14 protein-coding genes and 1 pseudogene are annotated in these 13,655 nt (G+C 69.2%); 4 read left to right on the forward strand and 11 right to left on the reverse strand.

Annotation, left to right across the window (positions count from 1 at the left end; genetic code table 11):
* The coding region (locus BGO22_RS09650; protein WP_286850477.1) for an FAD-dependent oxidoreductase at positions 1–327 on the reverse strand (327 nt) is incomplete at its 3' end.
* A gap of 125 nt (positions 328–452) precedes the next feature.
* Between BGO22_RS09650 and BGO22_RS09655 the strand changes: the two genes are divergently transcribed.
* From BGO22_RS09655 to BGO22_RS09670, 4 genes are all read left to right on the forward strand, one after another.
* On the forward strand, positions 453–1,049 hold the full coding sequence (locus BGO22_RS09655; protein ID WP_070399579.1) for an NADPH-dependent FMN reductase: 597 nt from the start codon (positions 453–455) through the stop codon (positions 1,047–1,049).
* An 11-nt stretch (positions 1,050–1,060) separates the two neighbouring features.
* Entirely contained in the window at positions 1,061–1,315 is a 255-nt protein-coding gene (locus tag BGO22_RS09660) for a YkgJ family cysteine cluster protein (protein ID WP_286850481.1), read from the forward strand.
* A 74-nt stretch (positions 1,316–1,389) separates the two neighbouring features.
* Positions 1,390–1,581, forward strand: a complete 192-nt coding sequence (locus BGO22_RS09665) for a YgaP family membrane protein (protein WP_070399580.1) — start codon at positions 1,390–1,392, stop codon at positions 1,579–1,581.
* A gap of 97 nt (positions 1,582–1,678) precedes the next feature.
* Complete coding sequence (locus BGO22_RS09670) at positions 1,679–2,449, forward strand: class II aldolase/adducin family protein (protein WP_070399581.1); 771 nt, start codon at positions 1,679–1,681, stop codon at positions 2,447–2,449.
* A gap of 16 nt (positions 2,450–2,465) precedes the next feature.
* Here the strand turns inward: BGO22_RS09670 and BGO22_RS09675 are convergent, their stop codons facing one another.
* The 10 genes and pseudogenes from BGO22_RS09675 to BGO22_RS09720 all read right to left on the reverse strand — a co-directional run.
* Positions 2,466–3,212, reverse strand: a complete 747-nt coding sequence (locus BGO22_RS09675; protein ID WP_070399582.1) for a BUD32 family EKC/KEOPS complex subunit — start codon at positions 3,210–3,212, stop codon at positions 2,466–2,468.
* A gap of 37 nt (positions 3,213–3,249) precedes the next feature.
* Positions 3,250–4,626 carry a type III glutamate--ammonia ligase gene (locus tag BGO22_RS09680; RefSeq protein ID WP_286850486.1) on the reverse strand — a complete coding sequence of 459 codons (1,377 nt, stop codon included), beginning with the start codon at positions 4,624–4,626 and terminating at the stop codon, positions 3,250–3,252.
* The gene (gene gabT / locus BGO22_RS09685; RefSeq protein WP_139147065.1) at positions 4,623–5,930 is read right to left on the reverse strand and encodes a 4-aminobutyrate--2-oxoglutarate transaminase; all 1,308 of its coding nucleotides are present in this window, start codon (positions 5,928–5,930) and stop codon (positions 4,623–4,625) included. The genes BGO22_RS09680 and gabT overlap by 4 nt, the downstream gene beginning before the upstream one ends.
* A 10-nt stretch (positions 5,931–5,940) precedes the next feature.
* Positions 5,941–7,431 (reverse strand): aldehyde dehydrogenase, encoded by a 1,491-nt coding sequence (locus BGO22_RS09690; protein WP_286850490.1) that lies wholly within the window; start codon positions 7,429–7,431, stop codon positions 5,941–5,943.
* Positions 7,432–7,535: 104 nt separating this feature from the next.
* Complete coding sequence (locus BGO22_RS09695; protein ID WP_070399585.1) at positions 7,536–8,372, reverse strand: ABC transporter permease; 837 nt, start codon at positions 8,370–8,372, stop codon at positions 7,536–7,538.
* A gap of 12 nt (positions 8,373–8,384) precedes the next feature.
* The gene (locus BGO22_RS09700; protein WP_070399586.1) at positions 8,385–9,290 is read right to left on the reverse strand and encodes an ABC transporter permease; all 906 of its coding nucleotides are present in this window, start codon (positions 9,288–9,290) and stop codon (positions 8,385–8,387) included.
* A 14-nt stretch (positions 9,291–9,304) separates the two neighbouring features.
* Complete coding sequence (locus BGO22_RS09705; RefSeq protein ID WP_116959030.1) at positions 9,305–10,402, reverse strand: ABC transporter ATP-binding protein; 1,098 nt, start codon at positions 10,400–10,402, stop codon at positions 9,305–9,307.
* Between the two features lie 80 nt (positions 10,403–10,482).
* On the reverse strand, positions 10,483–11,658 hold the full coding sequence (locus BGO22_RS09710; RefSeq protein ID WP_070399588.1) for an extracellular solute-binding protein: 1,176 nt from the start codon (positions 11,656–11,658) through the stop codon (positions 10,483–10,485).
* 148 nt (positions 11,659–11,806) lie between these two features.
* Positions 11,807–13,246 (reverse strand): aspartate aminotransferase family protein, encoded by a 1,440-nt coding sequence (locus BGO22_RS09715; RefSeq protein WP_286850495.1) that lies wholly within the window; start codon positions 13,244–13,246, stop codon positions 11,807–11,809.
* A 15-nt stretch (positions 13,247–13,261) separates the two neighbouring features.
* Positions 13,262–13,655 (reverse strand): annotated as a pseudogene (locus tag BGO22_RS09720) (glutamine synthetase); the annotation flags it as partial.

A 13,655-nucleotide genomic window follows, 5' to 3' on the forward strand; every position in this document is an offset into this window, starting at 1 on the left:
GCGGATGGCGGCCTTGTAGAGCACGCGGTCGGCCTGGGCGCGCGTGGCGCGCACGGCCGGGCCCTTGCTGCTGTTGAGAATGCGGAACTGAATGCCGCCCTCGTCCGTAGCGATGGCCATGGCGCCGCCCAGCGCGTCCACCTCTTTCACCAGGTGGCCCTTGCCGATGCCGCCGATGCTGGGGTTGCAGCTCATCTGGCCCAGCGTCTCGATGTTGTGGGTGAGCAGCAGCGTGGCGCAGCCCATGCGGGCGGCGGCCAGCGCGGCCTCGGTGCCGGCGTGGCCGCCGCCGACCACGATGACGTCGAATTCCTGGGGGTACAGCATCTTGAACTCCAAAGCCCGCGGCGACGGGGCGGTCGGCGCGGGCAAGCCCGCGATTGTCCCATCAAGGGGCAAGCCCCGGGCAGGCGCAGGAATCCGGCGCGGCGGCGGTGCCAGAATCCGCCCCCATGACCCCGCCCACCCCCCTCCTCGTCTTCGCGGGCAGCACCCGCGCGCAGTCCCACAACCGACGGCTCGCCCAGGTCGCCGCCGACCTCGGCCGCGCCGCCGGCGCCCAGGTCACGCTGCTGGAGCTGGCCGACCACGAACTGCCGCTCTACAACGCCGACCTCGAAGCGCGTGGCACCCCCGAGGCCGCCCGCCGCCTGAAAGCGATCTTCCATGCCCACCCCGCCTGGGTCATCTGCTCGCCCGAGTACAACGGCAGCTACACCGGTCTGCTCAAAAACACCATCGACTGGGTGTCCAGCCCCATCAAGGGCGACCCCGAATGGTCCAGCGGCACCAAGCCCTTCGCGGGCAAGGTGGTGGGCCTGCTCAGCGCTTCGCCCGGCGCCCTGGGCGGGCTGCGCAGCCTGTCGCACCTGTCGCCCCTGCTGCTGAACCTGCAGTGCTGGCTGACGCCCAAGCAGTACGCGCTGAGCAAGGCCGGCGAAGCCTTCGACGACCAGGGCCAGCTGATCAGCGGCCTCGCCCAGGCCGCCGTGCAGGGCGTGGTGGAACAGGCCATCCAGGCCGCGCGCAAGCTCAACGCACCGGACTGAGCCCGCCGGCCATGGACTGCCGCCCCGCTTGCGCCGCCTGCTGCACCGCGCCTTCGATCAGCAGCGCGATGCCGGGCCTGCCCCAGGGCAAGCCGGCCGGCCTGCCCTGCCCGCACCTGGACGCGGCCCTGCGCTGTCGCCTGTTCGGCCGGCCGGAGCGGCCCCCGGTCTGCACCTCCTTGAAGCCTAGCCGGGAAATGTGCGGTAGCGAGCGCTCACATGCAATGCGATGGCTCGGACACCTCGAGCGCGCGACGACACCCTGATCTGGATCAAAGCGGCTGCCTTCGTGGCGGCGTCCAATCGGCTTGAACATCATCGTTCACTGATGGAGACCCCCATGACCCCCAACGTCGGCGGCATCGACCGTTCCGTTCGCATCCTCGTCGGTCTTGTCCTCATCGCCCTGGCCGCCACCGGCACGGTGGGCTGGTGGGGCTGGCTCGGCGTGGTGCCCCTGCTCACCGGCGTGGTGGGCTGGTGCCCGCCCTACGCCCTGTTCGGCATCAGCACCTGCAAGACGCGCGGCTGAATCCGCCGCCCTGTCGCTGCACGGACAGCCCAAGCCGCGCCAGCGCGCCTAGAGTGCGTGTCGGGCCGCCCGTCCCGAGGCGGCCCGGAGACACGCCATGCACATCCCCTCCCTGAAAGAAGTCGTCAGCGCCGAAGAGTGGGCGCTGCGCTGCGACCTTGCCGCCTGCTACCGCCTGGTGGCGGCCTACGGCTGGAGCGACCTGGTCTTCACCCACATCAGCGCCAAGCTGCCCGACAGCCTCACCGGCGGTGAGCACCAGTTCCTCATCAACCCCTACGGGCTGATGTTCGACGAGATCACCGCCAGCAGCCTGGTGAAGGTGGACATGGCCTGCAACAAGCTGCACGACTCGCCCTTCCCCGTGAACCCGGCGGGCTTCGTCATCCACAGCGCCGTGCACAGCGCGCGGCCCGAGGCGCAGTGCGTGCTGCACACGCACACCCGCGCGGGCGTGGCGGTGAGCGCGCAGAAGCACGGCATCCTGCCCATCAGCCAGCAGAGCACCTTCGTGCTGAGCTCGCTTGCGTACCACGGCTACGAAGGCGTGGCCCTGCGCCCCGACGAGATACCGCGCCTGCAGGCCGACCTGGGGCAAGCCAACTACCTGGTGCTGCGCAACCACGGCCTGCTCACCGTGGGCCGCTCCATCGCCGACGCCTTTCTCTCCATGTACACCTTCGAGAACGCCTGCCGCATCCAGGTCGACGCGCTGGCCGGCGGCAGCGAGCTGACCCCGGTGGACCCGCGCATCCTCGCCGGCATGGCCGAGGTGATGCGCGTGGCCACGGCCGGCCAGGGCGCGCAGATCGCCTGGCCCGCGCTGCTGCGAAAACTGGAGCGTCTGGACCCGTCGTACAGAACCTGAGCGCGGTGCGGCGGCTTCAGCGCTCGGCCACGAAGGCGGCCATGCCTTCCAGCACCGTGCGCAGGCGCATCAGCTCGCGCGAGGTGTCGAGCCGCCGCGACCACGAGGCCAGCCGCGAGATCCGCTGCAGGCGCGGCAGCAGGCGGGCAATGAAGCGGCGCAGCGCCTCGCCCTGCGCCGCGTCCACCGCCGCGTAGGCCTGCAGCACCGCGTGCACCGCGCCGGGCCCCAGGGGCTCGATCAGCCGCGCCAGCGACAGCACCAGCTGCAGCACGTCGTAGCGCTGCACCATGTCCAGCGCCAGGCCGGGCACCAGCGGCTCCTCGAAGTCCAGCCGCGCGAAGCGCTCGCCGTTCCAGGTGATGTTGCGCGCCTGCGCGCCGCCATGCCACTGGCCGCGCGCGTGAAAACCCGCCAGGTCGGCAGCGGCTGCGCACATCAGCGGCAGGCGCTCCTCGGGCGCTCGCTGGAACAGCAGGTAGTCCAGGGTGGTGCCCACGTCGCTGGTGACCAGGGTGCGGCCATCGAAGCCGATCACGCGCGGCACGCACTCGCCCACGGCGGCCAGGGCCAGCAGGCGCTCGTGTTCATGGGCCAGCAGCGCGCGCGGATCGGTCTGGCGCGCGGCCGCCCAGGGAATGGGCACGCCCACAAAATGCGCGAACAGCCACACGCCCGCCGACTTGCGCCAGCTGCGCAGCGGACGGTCGGTGGTCTTGGTCCAGGTCTTGGTGCCGTCGACGGCGGTGCTTGGGGAACTCACGCGCGCGATTATCCCGATCGCGCCGGGCCCCGCCGGCTCAGCCTTCGGCGTAGCGTTCCAGCTCCCAGTCGCTCACCTGCGCGTGGTACTCGGCCCACTCCGCGCGCTTGAGGGACAGGAACTGGGCCACCAGCGGCTCGCCAAGCGCGGCGCGCAGTTCGGCGTCGCCCTCCAGCGCCAGCAACGCGTCGTGCAGGTCGCGCGGCAGGCGCGCGGGCATCGGCTCGCCACGCGCGTGGCGCTCGTACAGGTCGTCGCGGCAGGGCCGGGGCGCCACCAGGCCCTGGTCGATGCCGTCGAGCCCGGCCGCCAGCGTGGCCGCGAGCGCCAGGTACACGTTGCAGCTCGGGTCCGGCAGCCGCCACTCCAGCCGCCCCGCCACCGCGCGCAGCAGGCAGCTGCGGTTGTTGTCGCCGATGGCCTTCCACACCGGCGACCAGGTGGTGCCCGAGGCGCTGCGGCTCGCCGCCAGCCGCTTGTAGCTGTTGACCGTGGGCGCGCACAGCGCGGCCAGAGCGTCGGCGTGGCGCAGCAGGCCAGCCGCGAAGCGCCAGCCGGTTTCGCTCAGGCCCAGCGCGCCCGCGCCGTCGGCCATCAGCGGCCGGCCGGCGCCGGAGGACATCCCGTCGTCCGTCAGGCTCAGGTGGAAGTGCAGACCGCTGCCCGGCGCGCCCGCCAGCGGCTTGGGCATGGTGGAGAACACGCAGCCGTGGCGCTCGGCCACGGCCTGGGCCGTGAGCTTGAAGAGCTGGTAGCGATCGGCCGCGGCCAGCGCCACGTCGTGCCGGTAATTGATCTCGTACTGGCCGATCGCGTCTTCGTGGTCCATCTGCTCCAGCCCAAAGCCCAGGGCCGTGAGCGCCTGGCGCATGTCGTCCAGGAAGCCCCGCTGGCGGCCGATGGCGCGCAGGTCGTACGAGGGCTTGGCCAGCGTGTCGCGCGCATCGGCCACGCCCCAGCGGCCATCGGCGCCGCGCTTGAGCAGAAAGAACTCGGGCTCGATGCCCACCCACAGCGTCCAGCCGCGCTCGCGCAGGCGCGCCACCTGGCGCTGGAGCGCGCCGCGCGGGTCGGTGTCCAGCGGTTCACCGCCCGCGAAGCCCTCGCACACGGCGTGCGCCACGCCGGGCATGAAGGGCAAGGGCCGCAGCGTCTCGGGCAGCACGCGGCCGACGTACTCGCTGCGCGGGCCCATGCGCGGCAGCCCGGTGCCCACGATGCTGGGGCCGGCGAAGCCCGCGCCCACGGCCACCGCGCCGGCCAGGCCCTCCAGCGGCAACAGCTTGCCCTTGGGCGTGCCCGCCAGGTCGGTGAAGGTGGCGAGCACCGAGTGCACGCCCATCGCGCGCAGCTCGGCCGCGCGCGACTCCAGCGCGTCGAGCGCCTGGCCCAGGCGCCCGGCGCTGTCGTTCAAGCAACCACCTCGGCCAGCGCGGCGTCGAAGACCGCGAGGCCCTCGTTGAACACCGCGTCCTCGATGGTGAGCGGGAACAGGAAACGGATCACGTTGGCGTTGACCCCGCAGCTGAGCAGCAGCAGGCCGCGCCGCAGCGCCGCCATCTGCACCCGCTTCGTCGTGTCGGCGTCGGGCGCGCCGGTCTTGGGGTCCACGAACTCGCAGGCCACCATGGCGCCCAGGCCGCGCACGTCGCCGATGCATTGGAGCGCCGCGCGCTTGGCGATCAGGGTGGCGATGAGCTGGTCGCCCAGGCGCTGCGCGCGCGCGCAAAGCCCCTCTTCTTCCATCACGTCCAGCACCGCGTGCGCGGCCGCGATGGCCAGCGGGTGGCCAGCGTAGGTGCCGCCCAGGCCGCCGGGCGCGGGGCCGTCCATCACGGCCGCGCGGCCGCACACGGCCGACAGCGTGGTGCCGCCGGCCATGCTCTTGGCCAGGGTCATCAGGTCGGGTCGCACGCCGAAGTGCTCCATGGCGAACATCCTGCCGGTGCGCGCGAAGCCGGTCTGCACCTCGTCGGCGATCAGCAGGATGCCGTGCGCGTCGCACAGCTCGCGCAGCCACTGCACCGCGGCGGGCAGGATGGGGTTGAAGCCACCCTCGCCCTGCACCGGCTCGAACACGATGGCCGCCACGCGGCTGGGCTCGATGTCGGCCTTGAAGAGCTGGACCATGGCCTTCTTCGCGTCCTCGAAACTGTCGGCCGACACCGGAAAGGGCACGTGGTAGACCTCGGGCGGGAACGGCCCGAAGCCGGCCTTGTAGGGCTGCACCTTGCCCGTGAGCGAGACCGCGAACAGGCTGCGGCCGTGAAAGGCGCCGCCGAAGGCGACGATGCCGCTGCGCCCGGTGGCGGCGCGCGCGATCTTCATCGCGTTCTCGATCGCCTCGGCGCCGGTGGAGAAAAAGGCCGTCTTCACCGGTCCGTCGATGGGCACGATGGCGTTGATGCGCTCCGCCAGCGACACGTACTCGGCATAGGGCACCACCTGGTAGCAGCTGTGCGTGAAGCGCTGCAGCTGCGCCGCGATCGCGGCCTGCACCTTGGGGTGCACGTGGCCGGTGTTGAGCACCGCGATGCCACCCGCGAAGTCGATGAAGCGGCGGCCCTCGATGTCCCAGAGCTCGGCGTTCTTCGCGCGGTCGATGAAGAAATCGCCGAACACGCCCACGCCGCGCGGCGTGGCCGCGAGCCGGCGCTGGTGCCAGGCGGCGTTGGTGTGCGGGGCGTTCAGCGTCTCGGGCTTTTGCGGGGCGTTCATGGCGCTCTCCTCAAATGGGGCTGTCGATCCGTATCCAGGTCGTCTTGATCTCGGTGTACTTGTCGAAGGCGTGCAGCGACTTGTCGCGGCCCACGCCGCTCTGCTTGAAGCCGCCGAAGGGCACGGTGATGTCGTCCTCGTCGTACTGGTTCACGTGCACCGTGCCCGCGCGCAGCGCGCGCGCCACGCCGTGCGCCTTGTTGATGTCGCGCGTCCACACCGCCGCCTGCAGACCGTAGATGTTGCTGTTGGCCTGCTTCACCACGTCGGCGGCGTCGGTGAAGGACAGCACCGACAGCACCGGGCCGAAGATCTCCTCGCGCGCGATGGTCATGTCGTTCTTCACGCCGTCGAAGATGGTGGGCAGCACGTAGCAGCCGCCCTTCACGGGCTCGGCCGCCTCGCCGCCCGCGAGCAGCTGGGCGCCCTCCTTCTTGCCCGAGTCGATGTAGCGCAGCACGGTGTCCATCTGCGTCTTGTCGACGATGGCGCCCATCACCGTGGCCTTCTCCAGCGGGTTGCCCGGCTGGTACTGCGGCACCAGCTTCAGCGCCTTCTCCAGGAAGGCCTCCTTGATCGAGGCCTCGACGAACAGGCGCGAGGGCGCGTTGCAGCTCTCGCCCTGGTTGAAGAAGATGCTGCCCACCGCGGCCTCCACGGCCTTGTCGATGTCGGGGCAGTCGGCGAACACGATGTTGGGCGACTTGCCGCCCAGCTCGGTCCAGGCGCGCTTGAGGTTGCTCTGGCCCGCCATCACGTGGATCTGCTTGCCCACGCGCGTGCTGCCGGTGAAGGCGATGCAGTCCACGTCCATGTGCAGGGCCAGCGGGCTGCCGGCCTCGGGGCCGAAGCCCGGCACCACGTTGAACACGCCGGGCGGAATGCCCGCGGCCAGCGCCAGCTCGGCCAGGCGCAGCGCCGTCAGCGGGCTCTTCTCGCTGGGCTTGAGCACCACCGAGTTGCCCGCGGCCAGGGCCGGCGCGATCTTCCAGGCCGCCATGATCATGGGGTAGTTCCAGGGCACGATCACGCCCACCACGCCCAGGGGCTCGCGCGTGATCAGGGCCAGGGCGGTGTCGGGCGTGGGCGCGATCTCGTCGTACACCTTGTCCACCGCCTCGCCATACCAGCGGATGCAGTTGGCCGCGCTGTTCACGTCCACGCTGCGCGCGTAGCGCACGGGCTTGCCCATGTCCAGCGTTTCCGTGAGCGCGAGCTCGTCGGCGTGCTGCAGGATCTGGTCCGCGAAGGCCATCATCACGCGCTTGCGCTTGGCCGGTGGCAAGCCGGCCCAGCGGCGGTCCTCGAAGGCGGCGCGCGCGGCCGCCACGGCGGCGTCGATGTCGGCGGCCTGGCCGCGCGCCACGGGCGCCAGCAGCCGCCCGTCCACGGGCGAGAAGCAGTCGAAGGTCTGGCCGTCGCGCGCGGCGGTGCGCGCGCCGTTGATGAAGGCGCGGCCGTCGAGGGACAGGGAGGGGGCTTGGAGGGCTGTGGTGGTCATGGCAAGGGGGTCGCGGAGGCCGGAGGGATCGGCCCCATGCTACGCCCCTTGCCCACCCGCGTGAACAGCCACTTTCGGCGGTGGCCGCCCGTCCACTGCGGGCCTCAGCCGCGCACCGCCGCCGCCATCTCCCGCTCGCGCCGGCGCGTGGCCCGCGCCACCCACACCGCGTAGCTCACCACCACGGCGGTGACCGTGACGATGAGGATGGTGGCCGCCGCGTAGATCGTCGGGTTGATGCCCCGGCGCGCGTAGCCGAAGATCACCTGCGGCAGCGTGCTCACGCCCGGCCCGCTCAGGAATTCGGTGATCACCACGTCGTCGAAGGACAGCGTGAAGGCCAGCAGGAAGGCGGCCAGGATGGCTTGGAAGATGTTGGGCAGCGTGACCAGGAAGAACACCTGGTGCGGACGCGCACCCAGGTCCCTGGCGGCCTCCTCGATGGAGCGGTCCATCTCCAGCAGCCGGCTCTGGATCACCACCATGCCATAGGCCATGCCCAGCAGCGTGTGGCCCAGGATGATGGTGAGCATGCCGCGCTGCGGCCAGCCCAGCAGGTTCTGCGCGCCCACGAACAGCAGCAGCAGCGACAGGCCGATGATCACCTCGGGCATGACCAGCGGCGCGTTCACCATGCCGCTGAACACCGTGCGGCCCGCAAAGCGGCGGTAGCGCACCAGCACGAAGGCCGCGAAGGTGGCCAGCACAGCCGACAGCACACCGGTGACGGCGGCGATCTGGAGTGAGAGGAAGAAGCCGTCGACGATCTTGCTGTCGTTGAGCAGGGCCTCGTACCAGCGCAGCGAGAAGCCGGTGAAGCGCGCGTCGGTGCGCGTGCTGTTGAACGAGAACAGCACCATGAAGCCCAGCGGCAGGTAGAGGAAGCCGAAGACCACCAGCAGCCAGAGCTTGCCGAAATGTTTTTCGAGGAAGGGTTTCATGCGGGTGCCTCCTCAGCGCTGCTCGGCCTGCTCGCCAGCGTACTTGTAGTAGAAGGCCAGCGGGACCACGATGATCGCGATCATCACCACGGCGAGCGCGGTGGCCTTGGGCCAGTCGTTGGCGGTGAACATCTCGTCCCACACCACGCGGCCGATCATGTAGTTCTCGGGACCGCCCAGCAGCGAAGGAATCACGAACTCGCCCACGCAGGGAATGAACACCAGCATGAAGCCCGCGATGATGCCGGCCTTGGACAGCGGCACCGTGATCAGCCAGAAGGCCTTGAAGGGCGTGGTGCCCAGGTCGTACGCGGCCTCGAGCAGGCGGAAGTCCATCTTCACCAGGTTGGCGTACAGCGGCAGGACCATGAAGGGCAGGTAGACGTAGGTCATGCCCACCAGCATGGACACGTTGGTGTACAGCATGGGGATGGGCTCGCTGCTGATGCCGACGAACATCATGAAGCGGTTGATCACGCCCTGGTCGGCCAGCAGGCCTTTCCAGGCGTAGACGCGCAGCAGGAAGGAGGTCCAGAACGGCAGCATCACCAGCAGCAGCAGCGCCGGACGCACGCTGGCCGGCGAGCGCGCGATGAAGTACGCGAAGGGGTAGCCGATGGCCAGGCAGAACACCGCCGTGAGCAGCGCGTACCAGATCGAGCGCAGGTAGGAGTCGATGTAGAGCGTGCGGAACAGCGGCGCGCCCTCTTCCGCGCGGAAGATGGCCAGGTAGTTCTCGTACTTCAGGCGCAGCACGCCGGTGTCGGGGTCCCACAGCGGCTTGAAGGGGCTGATGTCGCCGCCCATGTCCACGAAGCTGATGTACAGCAGGATCAGGAAGGGCAGGAAGAAGAACAGCAGCAGCCAGCCATAGGGCACACCGATGACGAAGCGCTTGCCGGGCATAGGAAGGTTCATGGTCGCTCTCCCGCTCAGTCGCGCAGCACCACGCCGGCGGTGTCGCTCCACCAGAAATACACCTCATCCTCCCAGGTGATGTCCGAGAGGTCGTGGCGCGAGGTGTTGGCCTCGGTGATCTTCACGCGCTGGCCGTTGCTGGCCACGACGATGAAGGTGTTGTGCGCGCCGAAGTAGGCGATCTCCTTGACCTTGCCCTTGAACACGTTGGGGCCGGCATCGGCCGGCGGCGGCGCCTTGCTGATCTCGATCTTCTCGGGCCGCACGGCCAGCGCCACCGGCATGCCCAGCGTGCCCGGCATGCCGTGGCCCACGTGGATCTCGCCGATGCCGCTGCTCACCGCGCAGCGGTCGGGTTCGTCGACGCTGAGCTTGCCCTCGAAGAGGTTCACGTTGCCGATGAAGTCGGCCACGAAGCGGTTCACCGGGTGCTCGTAGATCTCGGACGGCGTGCCCACCTGCAGCACGCGGCCCTTGCTCATGATGGCGATGCGGCTGGCCATGGTCATGGCCTCTTCCTGGTCGTGCGTGACCATCACGCAGGTCACGCCCACCTTCTCGATGATGTTGACCAGCTCGAACTGCGTCTGCTCGCGCAGCTTCTTGTCCAGCGCGCCCAGGGGCTCGTCCAGCAGCAGCAGCTTGGGCCGCTTGGCCAGGCTGCGCGCCAGGGCCACGCGCTGCTGCTGGCCGCCCGAGAGCTGGTGCGGCTTGCGCTTGGCGTAGGGCGTGAGCTGCACCAGGGCCAGCATCTCGTCGGTGCGCTGCTGGATCTCGGCCTTGGGCAGGCCTTCGCGGCGCAGACCGAAGGCCACGTTCTCCCACACCGACAGGTGCGGGAACAGCGCGTAGCTCTGGAACATCATGTTCACCGGCCGCTCGTAGGCCGGCACCGTGGCCAGGTCCTGGCCGCCGAGCAGGATGCGCCCGGCGGTGGGCGTCTCGAAGCCCGCGAGCATGCGCAGCAGGGTGGACTTGCCGCAGCCCGAGCTGCCCAGCAGGGCGAAGATCTCGCCCTTGCGGATGGACAGCGAAACTTCGTCGACGGCCAGCGCATCGTCGAAGCGCTTGACCACTTTTTCGGTCACCAGGAAGCCGGCGGGGTCTGTCATGAAAGTGCCTCCAGAAAGAAAAAGGGCTGTTCGTCCTGGTGGATGAACAGCCCCGGTGCGTGCCGAGCGGCGCCGGCGGTTTACTTGCCGCGCTTGAACGCGTTGTAGGTGTCGTTGAGCACGCTCGAGATCTCGTTCGAGAAGCCGCCGGTGGGGATCAGGCGCGCGGTGTCCTCGGGACCCAGGAAGATGGTCTTGTTGCCCTTGACCTCATCCTTGATGTCGGCCAGCGCGGCCTTGTTGCCGGTCGGGTAGTTCATCTCGTTGGCCATGGCGGCGGCGTTGGCGGCGCGCAGGTAGAAGTCGATGAACACGTAGGCGTTGTTCACGTGCTTGGCATCCTTCGGAATGGCCATGGTGTCGATGAACACCAGGCCGCCGCCGGTGGGCAGCAGGGGCACGATCTCGTCCTTGCCACCGGTTTCCTTCACGCGGCCGGCGGCGATGTTGATGTCGCCCGACCAGCCGATGAAGGCGCAGGCCTTGCCGCTGGCGATGTCGTCGATCATGGTGCTGGAGAACAGGCGCACGCTGCCGCGGACCTTCTTGAGCATGTCCAGCGCGGCCTTGAAGTCCTCGGGGTTCTCGCTGTACGCGGGCTTGCCCACGTAGTGCAGCGCCACCGGCAGGATCTCGCTGGGCGAGTCCAGGTAGGCGATGCCGCAGGACTTCAGCTTGTTGGCGTACTCGGGCTTGAAGACCAGGTCCCAGGCGTTCTCGGGCATGGCCATGCCGCCCAGGGCCTTCTCGACCTTCTGCTTGTTGATGCCCACGGTGGTGAAGCCCCAGGCCCAGGGCACCAGGTACTTGTTGTCGGGGTCGACGCCAGCGATCTTCTTCATGAAGTCCGGGTCGAGGTTGCCGTAGTTCGTGAGCCGGCTCTTGTCGATGGGTTGGTACAGGCCACCATCGATCTGCTTCTTGGCGAAGCCGGCGGTGGGGATCACGATGTCGTAGCCCGAGTTGCCCGCGACGAGCTTGGCGTGCAGGGCCTCGTTGTTCTCGAAGGTGTCGTAGTTGACCTTGACGCCGTACTCCTTCTCGAAGTCGGCGAGCATGTTCTCGGTGATGTAGTCGGGCCAGTTGTAGACGTTGAGAACCTTCTCCTCGTCGAGCACCGGGCCGGCGGGCGCGGGGGCCGGCGCCGGGGCGGTGGCCACGGGGGCCGGAGCGGGAGCAGGAGCGGGCTCCTCCTTCTTGCCGCAGGCGGCGACCATCACGGCCGCCATCGCGAGAACCAGAACGTGCTTCTTCATGGTGATGCTCACTCCAAGGGAGGTGGGTTGGGACCAAAACCGCCGACGCAGGGCGGCTGATGACCTGCTCGGGGCATGCAAGTTCCAGACCCGGGAAGCCCGTTCCGTGACCGCCATGCCCCAAAAAAGGGACCGGCGGCCATTCTAGTCATGCATGCAGCCCTTTTTGGCGCAGTTCCGTCAAGGTGTCGTCCAGGCAGCGCTGGATCAGGGCCACCATTTCGTCGATCTGCTCGCGCGTCATCACCAGCGGCGGCGCGATGATCATGCGGTCGCCCACCGCGCGCATGATCAGCCCGTTCCTGAAGCAGTGGGCGCGGCACATCATGCCGACGGCCAGGTCCGGGTCGTACATCGCCTTGGAGGCCTTGTCCTTCACCAGCACCAGACCGGCCACGAAGCCGCAGGTCTCGGCCAGGCCCACCAGCGGGTGCTCGGCGATCTCGGCGAAGCGCTTGGCCAGGTAGGGCGCCAGGTCCTCGCGCACCTTGCGCGGCAGGTCTTCGCGCTCCATCAGCTCCAGGTTGGCCAGGCCCACGGCGCAGGCCACGGGGTGGCCGCTGTAGGTGTAGCCGTGGTTGAACTCGCCGCCCTTGTCGATCAGCACCTGCGCCACTCGGTCGCCCACCATCACGCCGCCCAGGGGGATGTAGCCGCTGGTGACGCCCTTGGCGAAGGTCACCAGGTCGGGGCGGTAGCCGAACTTCTCGTAGGCGAACCAGTGGCCCAGGCGGCCAAAGGCGCAGATCACCTCGTCGCTGATGAGCAGGATGCCGTACTGGTCGACGATGCGCTGGATCTCGGGCCAGTAGGTCGAGGGCGGGATGATCACGCCGCCGGCGCCCTGCACCGGCTCGGCGATGAAGGCGGCCACCTTGTCCGGGCCGACGGCCAGGATCTTTTCCTCCAGCCAGCGCGCCGCGCGCAGGCCGAACTCGGCCTCGCTCTCGCCGGGCCGGCCGTTCTCGAAGAAGTAGGGCTGCTCGATGTGCACCACGCCGGGGATCGGCAGGTCGCCCTGCGCGTGCATGCCGCTCATGCCGCCGAGCGAGGCCCCGGCCATGGTGGAGCCGTGGTACGCGTTGTGGCGGCCGATGAGGGTCTTGCGCTGCGGCTGGCCCATCAGGTCCCAGTAGCGGCGCACCAGGCGCACGTTGGTGTCGTTGCTTTCGCTGCCGCTGGAGCTGAAGAAGACGTGCTCGAAGCGGCGCCCGCGCACTTCGGGCGCCAGCGCGGCCAGCTTGGACGCCAGCTGCACCGCCGGCACGTTGGTGGTCTGGAAGAAGCTGTTGTAGTACGGCAGCGTCATGAGCTGCTGGTAGGCCGCGTCGGCCAGCTCCTTGCGCCCGTAGCCCGCGTTCACGCACCACAGGCCGCTCATGGCGTCCAGGATCTTCTGGCCCTCGGAGTCCCAGATGTAGATGCCCTGGGCCTGCGTGATCACGCGCGCGCCGCGCGTGGCCAGGTCGGCGTGGTCGGTGAAGGGGTGGATGTAGTGCGCGCTGTCCAGCGCCTGGATGGCTTTCGTGTCGTGCCGCTCGGCGCGGCGCACCAGCGCGGGCGGGGCGATCAGGGGGTTCGGGTTCATCGCGGGAATTCCAGGTCAGACATGCAAAAGGAGGTGCTCGCGCTCCCAGGGCGAAATGACTTTCATGAACTCGTCGAACTCGAGCTCCTTGATCTCGGTGTAGATGGTCACGAACTCATGGCCCAGCACCTCGTGCAGGTCGGGCTCGCGGCGCAGCCAGTCCAGCGCCTCGCCCAGGCTGCGCGGCAGCGCGTAGGGCGAGAGGTAGGCGTCGCCCTTCATCTCGGGCTTGGGCTTGATCTTGTTCTTCATGCCCAGGTAGCCGCAGGCCAGGGTCATGGCCATGGCCACGTAGGGGTTGGCGTCGGCGCCGATCACGCGGTTTTCCACGCGGCGCGCCTCGGGTGAGGCGATCGGCGAGCGGATGCCCACGGTGCGGTTGTCGTGGCCCCATTCGATGTTGATCGGC

The sequence above is a fragment of the Hydrogenophaga sp. 70-12 genome (genome assembly GCF_001897365.1).
Classification (GTDB): Bacteria; Pseudomonadota; Gammaproteobacteria; order Burkholderiales; family Burkholderiaceae_C; genus Hydrogenophaga; species Hydrogenophaga borbori.